The organism is Streptacidiphilus sp. PB12-B1b (assembly GCF_014084125.1).
Lineage (GTDB): Bacteria > Actinomycetota > Actinomycetes > Streptomycetales > Streptomycetaceae > Streptacidiphilus.
The window spans coordinates 7,017,378-7,036,904 of record NZ_CP048405.1; the positions used below are offsets into that span (position 1 = coordinate 7,017,378).

Annotated in this window: 17 protein-coding genes; 2 read left to right on the top strand and 15 right to left on the bottom strand. The window is 73.6% G+C overall.

The window, feature by feature from the left end:
• Positions 1 to 4: 4 nt before the first annotated feature.
• From GXW83_RS30520 to GXW83_RS34600, 6 genes are all read right to left on the bottom strand, one after another.
• Positions 5 to 553, bottom strand: a complete 549-nt coding sequence (locus GXW83_RS30520; RefSeq protein WP_182446247.1) for an NADH-quinone oxidoreductase subunit J — start codon at positions 551 to 553, stop codon at positions 5 to 7.
• A complete protein-coding gene (locus GXW83_RS30525) occupies positions 550 to 1,074 on the bottom strand; it encodes a 4Fe-4S binding protein (RefSeq protein WP_182447661.1) in 525 nt (174 codons plus the stop codon). Before GXW83_RS30525 ends, GXW83_RS30520 begins: the two co-directional genes overlap by 4 nt.
• Positions 1,075 to 1,154: 80 nt before the next feature.
• Complete coding sequence (locus GXW83_RS30530) at positions 1,155 to 2,117, bottom strand: complex I subunit 1 family protein (protein WP_182446248.1); 963 nt, start codon at positions 2,115 to 2,117, stop codon at positions 1,155 to 1,157.
• Complete coding sequence (locus tag GXW83_RS35160) at positions 2,114 to 3,076, bottom strand: NADH-quinone oxidoreductase subunit C (protein ID WP_182446249.1); 963 nt, start codon at positions 3,074 to 3,076, stop codon at positions 2,114 to 2,116. Before GXW83_RS35160 ends, GXW83_RS30530 begins: the two co-directional genes overlap by 4 nt.
• Positions 3,073 to 3,750 (bottom strand): NADH-quinone oxidoreductase subunit B, encoded by a 678-nt coding sequence (locus GXW83_RS30540; RefSeq protein ID WP_225447342.1) that lies wholly within the window; start codon positions 3,748 to 3,750, stop codon positions 3,073 to 3,075. The genes GXW83_RS35160 and GXW83_RS30540 overlap by 4 nt, the downstream gene beginning before the upstream one ends.
• Positions 3,741 to 4,145 (bottom strand): NADH-quinone oxidoreductase subunit A, encoded by a 405-nt coding sequence (locus GXW83_RS34600; protein ID WP_225447343.1) that lies wholly within the window; start codon positions 4,143 to 4,145, stop codon positions 3,741 to 3,743. Before GXW83_RS34600 ends, GXW83_RS30540 begins: the two co-directional genes overlap by 10 nt.
• Positions 4,146 to 4,425: 280 nt before the next feature.
• Between GXW83_RS34600 and GXW83_RS30545 the strand changes: the two genes are divergently transcribed.
• Together GXW83_RS30545 and GXW83_RS30550 are read left to right on the top strand one after the other, a co-directional pair.
• The gene (locus GXW83_RS30545; RefSeq protein ID WP_182446250.1) at positions 4,426 to 5,613 is read left to right on the top strand and encodes a sensor histidine kinase; all 1,188 of its coding nucleotides are present in this window, start codon (positions 4,426 to 4,428) and stop codon (positions 5,611 to 5,613) included.
• Positions 5,614 to 5,910: 297 nt separating this feature from the next.
• Positions 5,911 to 6,615 carry a sensor domain-containing protein gene (locus GXW83_RS30550; protein ID WP_182446251.1) on the top strand — a complete coding sequence of 235 codons (705 nt, stop codon included), beginning with the start codon at positions 5,911 to 5,913 and terminating at the stop codon, positions 6,613 to 6,615.
• Between the two features lie 55 nt (positions 6,616 to 6,670).
• On the opposite strand, the gene GXW83_RS30555 is transcribed toward GXW83_RS30550, so the two are convergent.
• The 9 genes from GXW83_RS30555 to mfd all read right to left on the bottom strand — a co-directional run bounded on the left by GXW83_RS30555 (position 6,671) and on the right by mfd (position 19,515).
• Positions 6,671 to 8,410: an amidohydrolase family protein gene (locus GXW83_RS30555; protein WP_182446252.1), complete on the bottom strand. Its 1,740-nt coding sequence runs from the start codon at positions 8,408 to 8,410 to the stop codon at positions 6,671 to 6,673.
• A gap of 24 nt (positions 8,411 to 8,434) precedes the next feature.
• Positions 8,435 to 9,559, bottom strand: a complete 1,125-nt coding sequence (locus GXW83_RS30560) for an LLM class flavin-dependent oxidoreductase (RefSeq protein ID WP_182446253.1) — start codon at positions 9,557 to 9,559, stop codon at positions 8,435 to 8,437.
• Positions 9,560 to 9,681: 122 nt separating this feature from the next.
• On the bottom strand, positions 9,682 to 10,512 hold the full coding sequence (locus tag GXW83_RS30565; RefSeq protein WP_182446254.1) for an SDR family NAD(P)-dependent oxidoreductase: 831 nt from the start codon (positions 10,510 to 10,512) through the stop codon (positions 9,682 to 9,684).
• 43 nt (positions 10,513 to 10,555) lie between these two features.
• Entirely contained in the window at positions 10,556 to 11,497 is a 942-nt protein-coding gene (locus GXW83_RS30570; protein WP_182446255.1) for a TIGR03619 family F420-dependent LLM class oxidoreductase, read from the bottom strand.
• The gene (locus tag GXW83_RS30575) at positions 11,490 to 12,722 is read right to left on the bottom strand and encodes an amidohydrolase family protein (protein WP_182446256.1); all 1,233 of its coding nucleotides are present in this window, start codon (positions 12,720 to 12,722) and stop codon (positions 11,490 to 11,492) included. Before GXW83_RS30575 ends, GXW83_RS30570 begins: the two co-directional genes overlap by 8 nt.
• 230 nt (positions 12,723 to 12,952) lie before the next feature.
• The gene (locus GXW83_RS30580) at positions 12,953 to 14,050 is read right to left on the bottom strand and encodes a S1C family serine protease (protein WP_182446257.1); all 1,098 of its coding nucleotides are present in this window, start codon (positions 14,048 to 14,050) and stop codon (positions 12,953 to 12,955) included.
• A gap of 183 nt (positions 14,051 to 14,233) precedes the next feature.
• The gene (locus GXW83_RS30585) at positions 14,234 to 14,842 is read right to left on the bottom strand and encodes a hypothetical protein (protein WP_182446258.1); all 609 of its coding nucleotides are present in this window, start codon (positions 14,840 to 14,842) and stop codon (positions 14,234 to 14,236) included.
• 129 nt (positions 14,843 to 14,971) lie between these two features.
• Positions 14,972 to 15,850 (bottom strand): hypothetical protein, encoded by an 879-nt coding sequence (locus GXW83_RS30590; protein WP_182446259.1) that lies wholly within the window; start codon positions 15,848 to 15,850, stop codon positions 14,972 to 14,974.
• A gap of 77 nt (positions 15,851 to 15,927) precedes the next feature.
• Entirely contained in the window at positions 15,928 to 19,515 is a 3,588-nt protein-coding gene (gene mfd, locus GXW83_RS30595; protein ID WP_182446260.1) for a transcription-repair coupling factor, read from the bottom strand.
• Positions 19,516 to 19,527: the final 12 nt, after the last annotated feature.

The following is a 19,527-nucleotide window of genomic DNA, read 5'->3' on the forward strand; positions in this document are numbered from 1 at the left end:
CGGGTCAGCGCTCCTCTCGGTGGCGGCGCGAGATGACGACGGCGCCGACGAGCGCGGCGAGCAGCAGCACGGACAGCGCCTCGAACGGCAGGACCCAGTAGCGGAACAGCATGGTGCCGTTGGCCCGGGTGCTGCCGCCGCCGGCGGCGAGGTCGATCCAGGTGCTGCGGAAGGCGTCGACGACCAGCGTGACCAGCGTCGCGGCGGCGGCGACGGCGACGCCCAGGGCGACCCAGCGGTTGCCGGAGTCGGCGTCGGGTGAGGCGCCGATGGGCGCCTTGGTGAGCATCAGCCCGAACAGGACCAGCACGACGACCGAGCCGAGGTAGATCAGGACCTGGACCCAGGCGATGAACTCGGCCGTGAGCAGGAGGTACTCGATGGCGAGCCCGCCGAGGGCCACGACCAGCCACAGCGCGGCGTGGACGAGCTGCTTGGTGGTGACGGTGAGCAGGGCCGCGCCGAGGACGGCGAGGCCGACCAGGACGAAGACGATCTCGACGCCGCCGGGCGTCAGGAAGGAGTGCCCCTGGGAGCTGAGCGAGCCGGTCACGAGGTGGCCTCCGGATCGGGCTTGTCGGCGGCTTCGGCTGCGGCGGCTGCCGCTTCTGCGGCGGCGGCCTTGTCGGCGGCCTTGCGGGCCGCGCCCACCTCCTTGGCCTCCTCGGCCAGCGGGTCCAGCGCGGGCGGCGCCGGGACGGTCCACATCCAGTCGCGGAGCCGCTCCCGCTCGTGGGTGAGGTCCAGGATGTCCGTCTCGGAGTACTCGAACTCCGGCGACCAGAACAGCGCGTCGAAGGGGCAGACCTCGATGCAGATGCCGCAGTACATGCACAGCGAGAAGTCGATGGCGAAACGGTCCAGCACGTTCCGGGTGCGGGCCCGGGCGTTGGGCTCCACCGCCGGGAGCGTCTCCTTGTGCGAGTCGATGTAGATGCACCAGTCGGGGCACTCGCGCGCGCACAACATGCACACCGTGCAGTTCTCCTCCAGCAGCGCGATCACCCCGCGCGAGCGCGGCGGCAGCTCGGGCTGGACGTCCGGGTACTGGTGCGTGACGGTGCGCCTGGTCATCGTCCGCAGGGTCACGGCGAGGCCCTTGGCCAGGCCGCGCCCGGGGACGCCGCCGCCGTGACGGCCGGGGAGGGGAGCCACTAGGAGATCACCACCTTGACGACGCCGGTGAGGGCGAGCTGGGCGAGGGAGAGCGGGATGAGGACGGTCCAGGCGAAGCGCATCAGCTGGTCCTCCCGCAGCCGGGGGTAGGTGACGCGCAGCCAGATCACCACGAAGGCCAGGGCGAAGGTCTTCTGCAGGGTCCACAGCCAGCCGAGGTCCCCGGCGAGCGGGCCGTGCCAGCCGCCCAGGAACAGCACCGAGGTCAGCGCGCACAGGACGAGGATGCCCGCGTACTCGGAGAGCAGGAACAGCGCGAACCGCAGGCCGGTGTACTCGGTGTAGGCGCCGAAGATGATCTCGGAGTCGGCCACCGGCATGTCGAAGGGCGGGCGTTGCAGCTCGGCCAGCCCGGCGGTGAAGAACACGAAGCCGCCGACGATCTGCCACGGCACCCACCACCAGTGGAAGGCGCCCATGATGCCTGTCAGCGAGACCGTCCCGGCGGCCATCGCCACCGAGGCGGCGGCCAGCAGCATCGGCAGCTCGTACGCCATCAGCTGGGCCGCCGTGCGGATGCCGCCGAGCAGCGAGAACTTGTTGGCCGACGCCCACCCCGCCATCAGCGAGCCGAGGACGCCGACGCCCATCACCGCCAGTACGAAGAACAGCCCGGCGTCGAGGTCCTGCCCGACCAGGCCGCCCGGACCGACCGGGATGGCGACCAGCACCAGCAGGTACGGCAGCAGGGCCACGGCGGGCGCCAGCTGGAAGATCCGGCGGTCCGCGTCGGCGGGGACGACGTCCTCCTTCTGCGCGAACTTGACCCCGTCGGCGACCAGCTGCGCCCAGCCGTGGAACCCGCCCGCGTACATCGGGCCCAGCCGGCCCTGCATGTGGGCCATGACCTTGTGCTCGGTCTGCCCGATGACCAGCGGCACGACCAGGAACACCGCCAGGATCACCACGCAGCGGAGCAGCGCGTCAAGCGCGGTGGTCATGCGTCGTCTCCTGTCGGCTGCGGATCGTCCCCGCCCTCACCGGCGGCGTCCTGCGACGGTGCCGCCGGGGGCTCAGCAGGCGGCTCGGCGGCGGGCCCGGCAGGGGGCTCGGCCGGTGGCGGCTCGGGGGTGGGGAGCTGCCAGGGGGCGTCCGGGGTGGGCGCGGGGGGTGCCTCGGGCGCGGCTGCGGGGGCGGGCGCCGCGGGGGCGGCCTGGCTGGCGGAGCCCTGGTCGACGCTGCGGGTGCGGCGGGGACGGTCCGCGCGGACCGGGCGCTCGCCCGCCGCCGCTGCGGCGGCGCCCTCGGCGGCGGCCGCCGCGCGCGGGCCCCGGCCCGCACCCCGAGCGGGCCGCTCGGGGACGGGCGGGAGCGTGCCCGCGAGCGGGCCCCACTCGTTCGGGTCGGGGACGCCCGGCGGCAGCATCCGGCGGCGCGCGGCCGGTGCGCCGCCCTCGCCCGGGTGGTCGCTCTCGCCCGGTTCCTTGGCGCCCGGCCATGCCTTGGCAACCCGCGCCGCCAGCACGAACTCCTTGCGCAGCGGGTAGCCCTCGAAGCCCTCGGGCAGCAGCAGCGTGGCCAGGTCCGGGTGCCCGGTGAAGTCGATGCCGAACATCTCGTGGGTCTCGCGCTCGTGCCAGGCCGCCCCGGCGAACACCCCGGTCGCGGTGGGCAGCGCGGCGGCGTCCCGGGCGACGCGGGTGCGCAGCAGCACCGCGGTCAGCGGGCCGCCGGTGCCGACGGCGGCCAGGTGGGCGACCACGGAGAAGCCCTCGGCCAGTTCGTCGACGGCGCTGAGCCAGTCGAAGAAGGCCAGCCCGAGGCGGTCGCGGGCGGCCGTCAGCGCCTCGGTCCAGTGCTCCGCCGGGACGTCCACGGTCAGCAGCGCGAAGGCGTGCTCCGCCGTGGCCCACGGCCCGATCGCCGCGGCGGTCTCCTCCGGTGTGCGTTCGCTGCTCACGTCTGCGGGCCTTCCTCCGTCGCGGGCCCGCTCACCAGCGGGCGCTTCAGGGCGGCAGCCGAGGGGGCGGAGGAAGCGGGACGGCCCGGGTACTGGTCGGCCACCGACTCCTGGGCGATCTTCTCCTGGAGCTTGAGGATGCCCTGCAGCAGCGCCTCCGGCCGGGGCGGGCAGCCGGGCACGTAGACGTCGACCGGGATGATCTGGTCGACGCCCTTGGTGACCGCGTAGGAGTCCCAGTAGGGGCCGCCGGAGTTGGAGCAGGCGCCGAAGGAGATCACGTACTTGGGTTCGGGCATCTGCTCGTAGAGGCGCTTGATGGCGGGGGCCATCTTGTCCGTCACGGTGCCCGAGACGATCATCAGATCGGCCTGGCGCGGGCCGGGCGCGAACGGGATGACGCCCATCCGGATGAAGTCGTGCTTGGCCATGGACGCGGCGATGAACTCGATCGCGCAGCAGGCGAGGCCGAAGTTGAAGACCCACAGGCTGTAGCGCCGCCCCCAGTTGAGGACGACCTTGACCGGGTCCGGGGCGAGCCGGGCGAGCGGGCCGAGCCGGCGCGGCTCGACCGCGCCGGGGCCGGGCCGGGCCGGGTCCGGCAGGCCCAGGGGCACGGCGGCCGAGGCGTCCGCGCCGCCGTGGGAGTGCGGGTGGCGGGGGTTCACGTCCATTCCAGAACGCCCTTCTTCCAGGCGTAGAGCAGGCCGACGGCGAGGAAGCCGATGAAGACGAACATCTCGATCAGCGTCCCGGCGCCGAACCCGGGGGCGGCGAAGACGGTGGCCCAGGGGAAGAGGTAGACGGCGTCCACCGCGAAGATCACGTACAGGAAGGCGTAGATGTAGTAGCGGATCTGGGTGTGCGCCCAGCCCTCCCCCACCGGGTCCACGCCGCATTCGTACGCCAGGAGCTTCTCCGGCGTCGGCGCGTACGGGCGCAGCAGCCGGTTGGCGCCGAACGCCGTGGACACGAACAGCACACCGATGACCGCGAGCAGGCCGACCACGGCATAGCCGTGGAAGTACCCGGACTGCGCGGGCGCGGCGGCCGCCGCCAGTGCCTCCATGCTCGCTGCCTCCCGGTCCGTTCCTTTGCATATTCATGACGTTCTGTACGCACGGGAGTCTAGGTCCACCGGCAGCGACTGCGTGAACGGGACTCATCACGCGAGACGTCCGACCCGCCCGTGGTGAGACCGGCGCGGCCGGGCGCGCCGGGGGTGGGGTTATCCCCCGGAACGGGAGGCCGATCCACCCCATCGCCAACGGCGGCCCCCGCGGCGAGGCTTGGGGCACGGACCGGAAGCCCGTGTCCCCGGCCGAACCGCGTACCCGAGGATGGACCCCATGGCACACGACACCGCCCCGACCCGGGGACGCCCCGCCTTCAACCGGACCATGTGGCGTGAGGTCGGCTATCTGCTGCTGGGCCTGCCGCTGGGCGTCGTCGGCTTCGTGCTCACCGTCACCGGGCTGGCCCTGGGGGTGGGGACGCTGGTGACCTTCGTCGGGATCTGGATCATGGCCGGTGCGTTGCTCCTGGTCAGGAGCTTCGGGGTGGTGGAGCGCGGGCTGGCCAGGACGCTGCTGGACCTCGACGTCGCCGAGCCGCCGCCGCTGGTGTCCGGGCCCCGGGAGACGACGGTCTGGCGGCGGGTCCTGGCCGTGCTCTCCGACGGCCTGGCCTGGCGCACCGCGCTCTACCTGGTGATCAAACTGCCGTGGGGGATCTTCACCTTCACGCTGACGCTGGTCGGGTTGTGCGTGCTGTGGCCGGTGCTGCCGTGGCTGGTCCGGGGCCTGTCGACGGTGGACCGGCTGCTGGCCGGCTCGCTGCTGGCCCCGACGCCGTTGACCGAGCGGGTGCGGGAACTGGAGGACGACCGGGGCACGGTCGTCGACTCGGCCGCCGCCGACCTGCGCCGGATCGAGCGCGATCTGCACGACGGCGCGCAGGCCCGGCTGGTCGCCCTGGCCATGGACCTCGGTCTGGCCAAGGAGAAGCTGGCGGAGGATCCGGAGACGGCCGCGAAGATGGTCGCCGACGCGCACGGCGAGGTGAAGCTGGCCCTCCAGGAGCTGCGCGACCTGGCCCGGGGCATCCACCCGGCGGTGCTCACCGACCGGGGGCTGGACGCCGCACTGTCGTCGGTGGCGAGCCGGTGCACGGTGCCGGGCGGCGTGCGCGTCAACGCGGACCTGCCCAGCGGCCCGGACCGAGCCTCGCGGCCGGACCCGGCGGTGGAGGGCATCGCCTACTTCACCGTCAGCGAGCTGCTCACCAATGTCTCCAAGCACGCGGACGCCCGCACCGCGACCGTCGACGCCTGGCGGTCCGGGGAGACGCTGATGCTGCAGGTGCGGGACGACGGCCGGGGCGGCGCGCTGGAGCGGCCCGGCGGCGGCCTGGCCGGGCTGGCGGACCGGATCAGGGCGGTGGACGGCGTGTTCGTGGTGGACAGCCCGGTCGGCGGGCCGACGGTGGTGTCGGTGGAGCTGCCGTGGCGCACCCGGGGCGCGGTCCCCCGGGCCTAGGGGCCTGCCGGGGGCGGTAGGCGGGCCGTGGCGGCGGCGTTCGGGCGGCGGAGGCCGCGCGGACGCCGCCGCCGCTCGCGTCCGCCCGGGGCACCGGCAGGCCGGGCGGCGGCGGGCGGCGGCAGGCCGGGCGCCGGTGGCGCCTGCCGGGTGGGGTTAACCCCCGGTCGGGACGGCCACCGGCACCAGGGCTTTCCGGCCCGGCGGACGACAGGCTGGAGGCAGACAGCAGCACACCGAGCCGGGCACGACACAGCGCCGCACGGCACGGCACGGGTTCGAGGAGAGCAGGGGACGATGAGCAGCACGCTGGACAGCACGGGGTGGCCGCGGGAGACCGGTGCGGGTGCCGTGAAGGGCGCGGGCTCGCCCCGGCCGGTCTTCTGGCTGGCCCCGTTCTCCGCCCGCACCTGGCGGGAGACGCTGCAGGCCGTGGTCAACCTGCCGGTGGGGGTGGTCGCCTTCAGCGCCGTGGTGACGCTGCTGGCGGGCGGCCTCGGGACGGCGGTGACCTTCGTCGGGCTGCCGCTGCTGGCCTGCACCCTGGCCGGCTGCCGGGGCTTCGCGGCCATGGAGCGGGCCCGGGCCGCCGCGCTGCTGGACCTGGCGGTGCCCGCGCCCGCGCCGCCGCGCGCGGACCGTCCGGGGCCGGTGGCCTGGATGGGCGCGACGCTGCGCAGCGCGGCGGGGTGGCGGGCGGCGCTGTACGCCGTGCTGATGCTGCCGCTGGGCATCGCCTCGTTCACGCTGGCGGTCACGCTCTGGTCGGTGGCGCTGGTGGCGGTCACCTACCCGCTGTGGCAGTGGGTGTTCCCGACCTATGAGCACCGGCCGGGGATCGAGCTGTACGAGAACGGCGACCACACGCACTACCTGGGCTCGGTCCCGGAGATCGCCGGCTGCTGCGCGCTGGGGCTGCTCCTGCTGTTGCTCACCCCGCTGGTGCTGCGCGGGGTGGCGGGCATCCAGCGGGCGATGGTGCGCGGCCTGCTCGCGGGCTGAAGCACCGACCGCCCCGAGCGCCCCGAACGCCGGACCCGAGCGCCGGAGCGTCCGTTCAGCGGGTCGGGACGGAGCGGGTGTCGCGGCCCGAGCGCAGCACCCGGCCGGGCACGGCGCCGGTCAGCCTGTCGTCGCGGACCGTCTCCACCCCGTTGACCCGGACGCTGACCACGCCCTCGGCCCGGGAGTCCAGCCGGGGGCTGTCGCCGGGCAGGTCGTGCACCAGGGTGGCCGGTCCGGCGTCGATCCGCTCGGGGTCGAACAGCACCAGGTCGGCGTGGTTGCCGACGGCGACGGTGCCGCGGTCGCGCAGCCCGAACAGCCCGGCCGGGTCGGCGGTGAGCATCCGGACGGCCTGTTCCAGCGGCAGCAGCCGGCGGCGGCGCAGGCAGTCGCCGAGGAAGCGGGTGGTGTAGGGGGCGCCGCACATCCGGTCCAGGTGGGCTCCGGCGTCCGAGCCGCCGAGCAGGACGTCCGGGTGGGCCCAGGTCTCGCGGCGCAGCTCCCAGCTGGCGGGGTCGTTGTCGGTGGGCATCGGCCACAGCACGGTCCGCAGGCCGTCGGCGGAGCAGATCTCGACCAGGGCGGTGAACGGGTCCTGGCCGCGTTCGGCGGCGATGTCGTGGACGACCCGGCCGGAGAGCCCGTCGTTGGCGGCCGTGTAGGTGTCGCCGATGACGTACCGGCCGAAGTCGGCGAGCCGCCGGAACACCCCGGCCTCGGGGCTGCCCGCGCGGCGCAGCATCTCGGCGCGGACGGCGGGGTCGGCGAGCCTGGCGATGCGCTCGGGGACGGGCAGGCCGAGGATCTCGCCCCAGCCGGGGATGAGGTTGAGCGCGCAGAAGGTGCCGAGGCTCATGTTCATCGGGGTGAGGATGGGCATGGTGAGCGCGACGATGCGGCCCCCGGCGGCGCGGGCGCGTTCGGACGCCAGCAGCTGGCGCGGCACCCGGGCGGGCACGGCGGCGTCGACGGTGAGGACATTCCAGTTCAGCGCGCGTCCGGCGGCGGCGGACATGTCGACCAGCAGGTCGATCTCCTCGTCCGCGAACTGGTCGAGGCAGCCGGCCACGATGGCTTCGATCTGCGTGCCGGGGTGTTCGCCCACGGCCCGGCTGAGCGCGATCAGCTCCTCGCGGGAGGCGTGCCGGGAGGCGACCGGCCGGCCGTCGCCGTCGGCATGGGTGGAGGACTGGGTGGTGGACAGGCCCCAGGCGCCCTCCGCCATGCACTGCTTCACCAGGGCGACCATGGCGTCGAGTTGCGCCTCGGTGGGGCTGCCGCCGACGGCGTCGGGGCCCATGGTGTGGCGGCGCAGCGCGCAGTGCCCGACCATGAAGCCCGCATTGACGGCGATGCGGCCGTCGAGCGCGGCCAGGTACTCGCCGAACGTGGACCAGCCCCAGGGGACGCCCTCCTCCAGGGCGGCCAGCGACATGCCCTCGACCCTGCACATCATCCGGCGGGTGTAGTCGGCGTCCTGCGGGCGGGCGGGGTTGAGCGGCGCCAGGGTGAAGCCGCAGTTCCCGCCCGCCACAGTGGTGACGCCGTGGCCCAGCGAGGGGGTGGCGTACGGATCCCAGAACAGCTGGGCGTCGTAGTGGGTGTGCGGGTCGACGAAGCCGGGGGTGAGGACCAGGCCGTCGGCGTCCTCACGGGTGGCGGCGTCCTCGCGGCACTGCCCGGCGCCGGTGACCAGGGCGATCCGCCCGGCGCGGATGCCCACGTCGGCGCTGCGGGAGGGCGCGCCGGTGCCGTCCACCAGGGTCGCGCCGCGGATGAGGTGGTCGAGCATGGTCCCTCCGTACGGTGGTGGCCGCTAGCGGGCCTGCTGGCGGAACCGGGTGGTGCGGTGCACCGGGTCGGTGTCGATCTTGGGGATGACGTGTTCGCCGATGAGCCGGATGGTGTCGGCGGTGGCCTCCGGCGGGATGCCGATGGGGAGCCCGAAGACGAGCTGGTCGGCGCCGGCCGACTCCCAGCGCTTGCACTGGCGCAGCACCTCGTCCGGGTCGCCGCAGATCATCAGCTCCTCCTGCACCAGCAGGTCGATCAGCTCCTCGCTGTACTCGGGCAGCAGCTCCGGCCAGACCGGTATCCCCTCCGGGCGGGGGAAGGTGTCGTGGTAGCGGAACAGCAGCGACTGCAGGTAGTTGAGGCCGCCGTCGACGGCGATCCGGCGGGCCTCGCGGCTGGTCTCGGCGCAGATGGCGGTGGAGGTGACCATGACGTTGTCGTTGACGAACGCGCCCACCGGCTCGGCGTCGCGGACGGCGTTCTTGTAGGAGTTGACCACCCACTCCATGTCGGAGACCTTCTGCACGCTGAAGCCCAGCACGCCGAGGCCCTTGCGGGCGGCCATCTCGTAGGAGGAGGGGCTGCCCGCGGCGTACCACATGGCGGGGTGCGCGCCGCCGTACGGCTTGGGCAGGATCTTGCGGGGCGGCAGCGACCAGTGCTTGCCCTGGAAGCCCTGGTACTCGTCCTGGAGCCACATCTTGGGAAACTCCCCGATGGTCTCCTCCCAGATCTCCTTGGTGCCGTTCATGTCGGTGAGTTCGGGCATGAAGCCGAGGATCTCGTGGCTCCCGGCGCCGCGCCCGCTGCCGAACTCGAAGCGCCCGCCGGAGAGGTGGTCGAGCATGGCGACCCGCTCGGCGACCTTGACCGGGTGGTTGACCTTGGCGAGCGGGTTGAAGATGCCCGAGCCGAGGTGGATCCGCTGGGTGGCGTGGGTGAGGTAGCCGATGACCACGTCGTTGGCGGAGAGGTGGGAGTACTCCTCCAGGAAGTGGTGCTCGGTGACCCAGGCGTACTTGAAGCCCGCGCGGTCGGCCTGGACGACGTAGTCCATCTCCTCCATCAGGGCGTGGTGTTCGGCCTGCGGATCGGCCTGCGAGCGGCTCCTGGGCACGTAGCCCTGGATGAAGACTCCGAACTCCATCGTTCCACCGTCCTGTCGGCTCCGACGTTATCTGACGGTCCATCAGATAGGCCGACTCTGGCACCGGCCCGCAGGCCCGTCAATAGCTGATGCACCGTCAGATAGGCTGCTCTGCACTCGTATCAGCCGATGGAGACGCCGGCCAGCCAGCCGCCGTCCACCACGATCGGCTGACCGGTGATGTACGAGGAGTCCGCGCTGCTCAGGAACAGCGCCAGCCGGGCGATCTCCTCCGGCCGGCCGATCCGCCCGAGCGGCACGGCCTTCGCGTACAGCCCCGCCACCGCGCGGGCCAGCGCCGCCGCCTCGGCCGGGTCGGTCGGCCGCGCCCGTTCCTGCGCGCCGCCGGGCAGGGCGTTGGCGGGGTCGGCCATCGGGGTGTCCACCGCTCCCGGGCAGATCGCGTTGACCCGGATGCCCTTGGCCGCCAGCTCCAGCGCCGCCACCCTGGTCATGCTGAGGATCGCGCCCTTGGTCGCCGCGTACGAGGTGAGCAGCGCCATCCCGGTCTGCGCCGTGTACGAGGCGGTGTTGACGATGGTGCCGCCGCCGGCCGCCTCGATCGCCGGGGCGGCCGCGCGCATGCCGAGGAAGCAGCCGGTCTGGTTGACCCGCACCACCAGCTGGAACTCCTCCAGCGGGGTGCTCACCAGCTCGTTGAGGCGCAGGATTCCGGCGTTGTTGACCAGGCCGTCGAGCTTGCCGTAGGCGGTGTGGGCGGCCTCGACGGCCGCCGCCCAGTCGTCCTCGTCGCCCACGTCCAGGTGCTGGTAGCGCACCCGGCCCGGGCCGTGGAGCTGGCCGAGCTCCTTGGCCAGGGCCTCGCCCCGGTCGTCCAGGATGTCGGCGGCGATCACCTGCGCGCCCTCGGCGGCGAACAGTCGCGCCTCCTGCTCGCCCTGGCCCCGGGCGGCTCCGGTGACCAGGATGGTGCGGCCGTCGAGTTTCGGCATGGCGGGCTCCTCTTGTCCGGGCTACGGGGGCGGGGCGGTGCGGTCAGACCAGCGGCAGCACGTCGGTGGCGACGGCTTCGAGCTGGTCCAGGTACTCGTCCAGGCTGCGGCTGCGGGGCCGGAGTTGCAGATGGGTGACGCCCAGGGAGGCGTAGCGGCGCAGGGATGCGGCGAGCCGCTCGGGCTTGCCGGTGAGCGCGCGGCGGCCGGTCTCCCAGCCGGGCTCGCCGACGTAGAGCGCCGGGGGGATGGCGTTGACGGCGAACGGCCCGCTGCGGCCCGCCTGTTCGCGGACGGAGGCGATCAGGCCCAGCTGCGCGGGCAGTTGTTCGAGGCTGTCGCCCTGGGAGAGCCAGCCCTCGCCCAGCAGTGCGGCCCGCCGGACCGCGCGCGGGGAGGAGCCGCCGACCCAGATCGGTGGGCGCGGGCGCTGCGCCGGGCGCGGGCTGACGGCCAGCCCGGAGAAGGGGAAGCGCGGCCCGGGGTGGCTCGGGTACTCGTCCGTGAGCGCCGCCGACAGGGCGGTGAGGGTCTCGTCCAGGACGGGTCCGCGCTGGTGGAAGTCGACGCCCAGTGCCTCGAACTCCTCCGGGACGTGTCCGGCGCCCACGCCCAGCAGCAGCCGTCCGCCGCTGAGCAGGTCCAGCGTGGCGTACTGCTTGGCGGAGAGCAGCGGGTGCCGCAGCGGGGCCACCGCGACGTGGGAGAGCAGCAGGGTGCGGGTGGTGAGCGCGGCCAGCCAGCCGAGCGTGGAGACCGGGTCGTACCAGGTGGTGCCCATGGCGTCGGCCAGCCGGGCGGGGATGGCGACGTGGTCGCAGCAGGCGATGTAGGCGTAGCCGAGGCGGTCGGCGGCGCGGGCGGCGCGGGCCAGCTCGTCCGGTCCGGCGGTGGTCTCCCAGGGCTCCCGGTAGAGGGTGCTCTGCGACTGCACCGGCAGCTGGATACCGTACTGCAGGAGGCTTGGTGACGTTGCGTCAGGCATGGTCGGCGTACCCCTTCCAGAGCCCCTCCGGGGTGAGGTCGAGCAGCCGGACGGCGTTGCCGCGCACCAACTGCTCGATGATGTCCGGCTCCAGGTGCCCCATCTGCGACTCGGCGACCTCGCGGCTGCGGGGCCAGGTGGAGTCGGAGTGCGGGTAGTCGGTCTCGTACAGGACGTTGCCGGCGCCGATGGCGTCGAGGTTGCGCACGCCGTGCGGGTCGTCGAAGAAGCAGCCGTAGATGTGCCGGGCGAACAGTTCGCTGGGGCGGGTGAGCACCTTGTCGGCGACGCCTCCCCAGGCGGCGTTCTCCTCCCACACCACGTCGGCGCGGGCGAGGATGTAGGGGATCCAGCCGATCTGGCCCTCGGCGTACATGATCCGCACGCCCGGGAAGCGGTCGAAGACGCCGCTCATCAGCCAGTCGACCATGGAGAAGCAGCAGTTGGCGAAGGTGATGGTGGAGCCGACGGCCGGGGGCGCGTCGGCCGAGGTGGAGGGCATCCGCGAGGAGGAGCCGATGTGCATGGCGATGACCGTGCCGGTCTCCTGGCAGGCCCGCAGGAACGGATCCCAGGCGGTGGTGTGGATGCTCGGCAGCCCCAGGTGCGGGGGTATCTCGCTGAAGCACACCGCGCGCACGCCCCGGTCGGCGTTGCGGCGCACCTCGGCGGCGGCCAGTTCGGCGTCCCACAGCGGGACGATGGCCAGCGGGATCATCCGGCCCCGCGCCTGCGGGCCGCACCACTCCTCGACCATCCAGTCGTTGTAGGCGCGCACGCACAGCAGCCCCAGCTCGCGGTCGGCGGCCTCGGTGAAGGTCTGGCCGCAGAAGCGCGGGAAGGTCGGGAAGCACAGCGCGGACTGGACGTGGTTGGTGTCCATGTCGGCCAGCCGCTCGGGCACGGAGAACGACCCGGGCCGCATCTGCTGGTAGGTGATGGCCTCCAGCCGGACCTCCTCGCGCGGATAGCCCACGGCGGTGTCGAGCCTGGTCAGCGGCCGGTGCAGGTCCTCGTAGACCCACCAGTCGGCGATGGTTCCGGCGCTGCCGGGCTCCCCCATGACCGGGGCGAACCGGCCGCCGACGAAGGTCATGTCGGCGAGCGGGGCGCGGACGATCCGGGGCCCGGCGGCGAGGAACTTCTTGGGCAGGCGGTCCTGCCAGACGTTCGGCGGTTCGACGGTGTGGTCGTCCACCGAGATGATCCACGGGAAGCTGTCCATGTCGGCCAGGCTACCGCCGATCTGACGGTGCGTCAGGAGTGCGGACGGCCCCGGCTCAGGGAGGCGCCCCGCCGCCCGGGGTGCGGGCGGCGGGGCTCGGGTCGCCCGGCGGCGGACAGGCAGAACGGGCGCCGGGCGGTGGGGAAACAGCTTGCGGGAGCGGCGTCACCGCACCGGGTGCGGACGCGGCGGGCCCGGTCGGTGCGGGTGCTGCGGCGGGCCGGTCGCGGTCAGAGCGTGCCGAGGGTGACCGTGGTGCTCCTGGTCGAACCGCCCCGGACGTAGCCGACCGGGACCTTCTGCCCCGGCTGCATGGTCGCCAGCACCTGGCTGAGCTGCGAGGAGCTGGTGATGGCGGTGCCGCCCAGCTTGGTGATCACGTCCCCGGGCTGGATGCCGGCCTTGGCCGCCGGGCCGCCGGAGGTGACCCCGACCACGCCCGCGCCGGTCTCCGAGCCGGAGCCGGAGCTGTCGGCGAGCAGTGTGCGGGTGGTGATCCCGAGCGCGGCCCGGCCGGAGTCGACGACCTTGCCGTCCTTGATCATCTGGTTGGCCAGGTCGGTGACGGTCGAGGCGGGGATGGCGAAGCCGATGCCGGGGGCCTGGCCGCCGCTCTCGTTGGAGTCGCCGGCGGCCAGCGTGTTGATGCCGACCACCTGGTTGGACAGGTTGACCAGCGCGCCGCCGCTGTTGCCGGGGTTGATCGCGGCCGAGGTCTGCACCATGTTGGGGATGGTCGCCCCCGGCGAGTCCTCGCCGCGCGGCTCGGAGACGGTCCGCCCGACGGCCGAGACGATGCCTTGGGTGACGCTGCTGGACAGGCCCAGCGGATTGCCCATCGCCAGCACGATCTGCCCGACGGCGACCTTGCCGCTGTCGGCGAAGACCGCCGGCTTCAGCCCGGAGGGCGGGCTGGTCAGCTTGATCACCGCGAGGTCGTTGGTGGGGTACGAGTAGACCAGCGTCGCCGCCAGCGTCGAGGAGCTGTCGGCCAGCGTCACCTGGAAGCTGGTGGCACTGCCGACGACATGGGCATTGGTGACGATGTCGCCCTTGCTGTCGTAGACGATGCCGGAGCCCAGGCTGTCGCCCGCGGTGATCTGCACCACCGAGGGCAGCACCCCGGCGACCGTGTTCTCGTACTGCGTCTGCAGGTCACTGCTGACGCTCGGCGCGGGCGCGGGCGTCCCGCTGCCGGCGTCCGTGGACGAGCGGGAGGACGCCGAGGAGGAGCCGCTGCTGCACCCGGCCGACGCGGCGAGCAGCGCAGCCGCGAGGGCGAGCAGCGCGGGGGTGCGCAGCGGGCGGCGGGAACCGGCAGTCTCCATGGGCGCGACCTTTGCCTGAGGATATCTCGTGGGGCGATTTGACCCATATTGTCCATTTCGCCGCATCGATTCCCGCGCAGGCGCGCCACACCGCCGCGCCACACCGCCGCGCCGCACCGCCGCGCCGCACCGCCGCGCCGCACCGCCGCGCCGTCCGCACCGCGCTCGGCGCTACGCCCCGCGTTACGCCCGCAGCCAGGGCTCCGACGGCGCGGCCAGGGTCAGCTTCTGGTCGCTCCAGACCCCGTAGCGCGGGTTGACGGTGACCCCGAGCCGGTCGGCGGCGGCCGAGACGATCTTCTGCAGCTGCGTCCCGGCGTCACTGGCGGTCGGGTCCACGCCCGCGTGCTGGAGCAGCTCCAGCTCGCCCGCGCGCATCCGGTAGTACGTGTCCATCGCCGACGGCGCCAGCGACAGCTGCTGGACGAAGTCCTGCGACAGCGCCCGCGCGCCGCCCGCCTGCGCCGCGTCGGCCGCCTCCGCCTGCTGCACCTGGCCCTCGGTCACCGCGGGCAGCCCCTGCGCGGCCAGCGTCTGCTGCACCACCTGCGCCAGCACCAGCAGCTGCAGCGTCTGCCCGGAGACCGCCGAGCCCTGCTGGGCGGTCGGGTCCTGGGCCAGCGCCGTCTGGTAGGCCGTGACGTCCGCCTGCAGCGTCGCCACGGCGATCCGGTGGCCGCCCACCACGGCGGCGGCGCCGGGGTGCTCACTCCCCGCCGAGCACCCGGTCAGGGCCGCGGCCGCGCACGCGGCGAGGGCGGCAACGGCGGTACGGCGACGACGGCGGTTCACAGGGCCTCCTGGCAGTGACGGCGCTGCGGGCACAGGGCACGCATGCGACTGACGATACGTCTGATCACCTGTCCGAGAGGGAGAATAGGCGCGCCGGAGCACCACTGTCACCAGGTCGGCGGCGGCGGGTCAGCCGACCCGGGTGGGCTCGTCCGCAGCGGCGGCCTCCGGAACCGGGGTGACCTCGCCGAAGCGGGCCAGCGCCAGGGCGCCCGCCACCGCCACCGCGAAGCCGGCGATCGCCAGCGGGACCATCCCGGGCCGGGTGCGGTCGCCCAGCAGCACCACCCCGAGCACGGCCGGCAGCGCCGTCTCGCCGAGCACCATCGCCGCGGTCGCGGTGGTCACCTTGCCGCCGCGCACACCCTCGGTCATGAACACGAAGGACACCGCGCCGCCCGCCAGCAGCGCGTACGTGGCCGGATCGGTCAGCAGCGGCACCAGGTCCATACCGTGCACCGCCGGCAGCACCCGCACCGCCAGGCCGACCACGCCGAAGCCCAGGCCGCACAGGGCGCCCATGACCGCCGCGCGCAGCGGCTCGCGCAGCCGCCAGACGAAGCCGCCGACCGCCGCGATCACCGCCACCGCCGCCAGCAGCATCCAGTGGAACGCCGTGGACGGCTGCCGGTGGCCCTCCGCCCCGGCGGTCGCGCCGAGGACGGCCAGGCCGACGCAGACCCCGGCCACGCCCAGCCACTCGGCGCGGCCGAGCCGGATCTTCAGCATCGCCGCGCCCAGCACCGCCGTCACCGCCAGCGCGCCCGCCAGCGCGGCCTGCACCACGTACAGCGGCAGCGAGCGCAGCGCGATCAGCTGGGCGACGAAGCCCAGGCCGTCCAGCAGCAGCCCGGCCGCGAAGGGCAGATTGACCATGGCCCGGACGGTGCCGAGCAGGCCCGAGCCGTCGGCGGCGGGCGAGTGCCGCTGCGCGCCGAGGGCCTGCAGGACCATGGCGACGCCGAAGAACAGTGCGGCGGCGAGCGCCATGACGAGTCCGAAGAGCATACGTCGAGCCTATCCGCCCCGGCGGCGGAACCCGTCACCGCACGTCAGCGCCCACCCGCGTCAGCGCCCACCCCGCGTCAGCGCGGCGCCGCCGTCGCCAGCTCGTCGAAGATCGCGCTCAGGAACTCCGCGCACCACGCCAGCAGCTCGCGGCCCACCACCGGCTTGCCGCCGATCCGGCCGGTGCCGGGCCGGGGCACCAGCAGCAGCCGGGTGGACGCCTTCACCTGGCTGCGCGGGTAGAGCCGCTGCAGCCGCAGCTCCTGCGACTCCCGCAGCTCCACCGGGCCGAAGCGGATGTTCTGGCCCTGCAGGGTGATGTCGCCGATGCCGCAGCGCCGCGCGAACAGCCGCAGACCGGCCACCAGCAGCAGGTTCTCCACCGGCTCGGGCAGCTTGCCGTAGCGGTCGGTCAGCTCGGCGCGGACCGCCGCGATGTCCTCCTCGGAGTTGACCGCCGCGATCGAGCGGTACGCCTGGAGCCGCAGCCGCTCGCCGGGCGCGTAGTCGTGCGGCAGGTGCGCGTCGACCGGCAGCTCGATCTTGACGTCCAGCGGCTCCTCCTCCGGCTCGCCGGCGCCGTCCACGTTGTCCCGGTACTCGGCGACGGCCTCGCCGACCATCCGGATGTACAGGTCGAAGCCGACCCCGGCGATGTGCCCGGACTGCTCGCCGCCGAGCAGGTTGCCCGCGCCGCGGATCTCCAGGTCCTTCATGGCCACGTACATGCCCGCGCCCATCTCGGTGTGCTGGGCGATGGTCGCCAGCCGCTCGTGCGCGGTCTCGGTCAGCGGCTTCTCCGGCGGGTACAGCATGTAGGCGTAGCCGCGCTCGCGCCCGCGCCCGACCCGGCCGCGCAGCTGGTGCAGCTGGGACAGGCCGAAGGTGTCGCCGCGCTCCACGATCAGCGTGTTGGCGTTGGAGATGTCGATGCCGGACTCCACGATCGTGGTGGAGACCAGGACGTCGAACTCCTTCTCCCAGAAGTCGACCACGACCTTCTCCAGCGCGGTCTCGCCCATCTGGCCGTGCGCGGTGGCGATCCGGGCCTCCGGGACCAGCTCCTTCAGCTTGGCCGCCGCCTTGTCGATCGACTCGACCCGGTTGTGGATGTAGAAGACCTGGCCCTCGCGCAGCAGCTCGCGCCGGATCGCCGCGGAGATCTGCTTCTCGTCGTACGCGCCGACGAAGGTCAGCACCGGGTGCCGCTCCTCGGGCGGGGTGGTGATGGTGGACATCTCGCGGATGCCGGTGACCGCCATCTCCAGGGTGCGCGGGATCGGCGTGGCGGACATGGTCAGCACGTCCACGTTGGCGCGCAGCTTCTTCAGCTGCTCCTTGTGCTCGACGCCGAAGCGCTGCTCCTCGTCCACGATGACCAGGCCGAGGTCCTTGAACCGGGTCTCCGAGGAGAACAGCCGGTGGGTGCCGATGACGATGTCCACGCTGCCGTCGCGCAGGCCCTCCAGCACGGCCTTGGCCTCGGAGTCGGTCTGGAACCGGGACAGCGCCTTCACCACCACCGGGAAGTTGCTGTAGCGCTCGGCGAAGGTCGAGAAGTGCTGCTGGACCAGCAGCGTCGTCGGCACCAGCACGGCCACCTGCTTGCCGTCCTGCACCGCCTTGAAGGCCGCCCGCACCGCGATCTCGGTCTTGCCGTAGCCGACGTCGCCGCAGATCAGCCGGTCCATCGGGACGGACTTCTCCATGTCCTCCTTGACCTCGGCGATGGTGGTGAGCTGGTCCGGCGTCTCCGCGTAGGGGAAGGCGTCCTCCAGCTCGCGCTGCCAGGGGGTGTCCGCGCCGAAGGCGTGCCCGGGGGCGGCCATCCGCGCCGAGTACAGCCGGATCAGGTCCCCGGCGATCTCCTTGACGGCCTTCTTGGCCCGCGACTTGGTCTTGGTCCAGTCGGCGCCGCCCAGGCGGTGCAGCGACGGGGCCTCGCCGCCGACGTACTTGGTGACCTGCTCCAGCTGGTCGGTGGGGACGAACAGCCGGTCGCCGGGCTGGCCCTTCTTGGCCGGGGCGTACTCCAGCACCAGGTACTCGCGGGTCGCGCCCTGCACCGTGCGCTGGACCATCTCGACGTAGCGGCCCACGCCGTGCGCCTCGTGCACCACGTAGTCCCCCGACTGGAGCGCCAGCGGGTCGATGCCGTTGCGGCGGCGCGAGGGCATCCGCCGCATGTCCTTGGTGGAGGACTTCTGCCCGGCCAGGTCGGTCTCGGTGACCACCATCAGCTTGAGGCCCTCGGCGACCAGCCCGAACTCGATGGAGCCGCAGGCGACGTGCACCACGTCCCGGGTGGGCGGCTCGGTCAGGTCGGGGGTCAGCCGGGTGCCGATGCCCTCGTTGGAGAGCATCTCGGCGATCCTGGACGCGGGCCCGTGGCCCTCGGTGACCAGCACCACCCGCCAGCCCTCGGCCAGCCGGCCCTTGGCGTCGGCGATGGCCCGGGCGGTGTCGCCCCGGTACGCCTCGGCCGGGTGCATCCCCAGGTGCAGCACGTCCGGCCCGGTCAGCACCTCGTCGTCGGCCGCGAACGGGCTGACCGACCACCAGGGCAGGCCGATCTCGGCGGCGTGCGCCCGGACGTCGGCGATGGACCACAGCGAGGCGGCGCCGACGTCCAGCGGGCGGTCCCCGCCGGAGGCCGCCGCCACCCAGGAGGCGTGCAGGAACTCCTCGCTGGTGGCGACCAGGTCGGCGGCTCGGGTGCGGACCCGCTCCGGGTCGCAGACGACCGTGACGCTGCCCTGCGGCAGCACGTCCACCAGCAGTTCCATGTCGTCCACCAGCACCGGGGCGAGCGACTCCATGCCCTCGACGGCGATGCCCTGGGCGATCCGGTCCAGGATGTCCGCCAGCTCCGGGTGCTGGGCAGCGAGCTCGGCGGCGCGGCCGGTCACCTCGTCGGTGAGCAGCAGCTCACGGCAGGGCGGCGCCCACAGGCCGTGCTGGGCGACCTCCAGCGAGCGCTGGTCGGCGACCTTGAAGTAGCGGATCTCCTCGACCTCGTCGCCCCAGAACTCCACCCGCAGCGGGTGCTCCTCGGTCGGCGGGAAGACGTCCAGGATGCCGCCGCGCACGGCGAACTCGCCGCGCTTCTCGACCAGCTCGACCCGCTGGTAGGCGGCTGCGGACAGGCGGCGGACCAGATCCTCCAGATCCACCTCCTGGCGCACCGCCAGGCTCACCGGCACCAGCTCCGCCAGGCCCTTGACCTGCGGCTGGAGCACGCTGCGGATGGGCGCCACGACGACCTGCAGCGGCCCGGCGGCCGGGTCGTCGGCGCGCGGGTGGACGATCCGGCGCAGCACCGCCAGCCGTCGGCCGACCGTGTCGGAGCGGGGCGACAGCCGCTCGTGCGGCAGGGTCTCCCAGGCGGGGAACTCGGCCACGGAGTCGGGCGGCAGCAGCGAGCCCAGGGCGGCCGCCAGGTCCTCGGCCTCGCGGCCGGTGGCGGTGACCGCCAGCACCAGCCGGCCGCGGCTGTCCCGGGCGGCGTCGGCGAGGGTGCGGGCGAGCGCCGCCACGGCGAAGGGCCGGGCGGCGGGCGGGCCGACCAGGTCGAGGTGGCGGCGGTCCCCGGCAAGCGCGGACTGCGCCGCCTCGGCAAGGGCCGGGTCGGACGCGACAACGTCAAGCAGGCCGGTCAGGCTCATGGACTTCTCTCA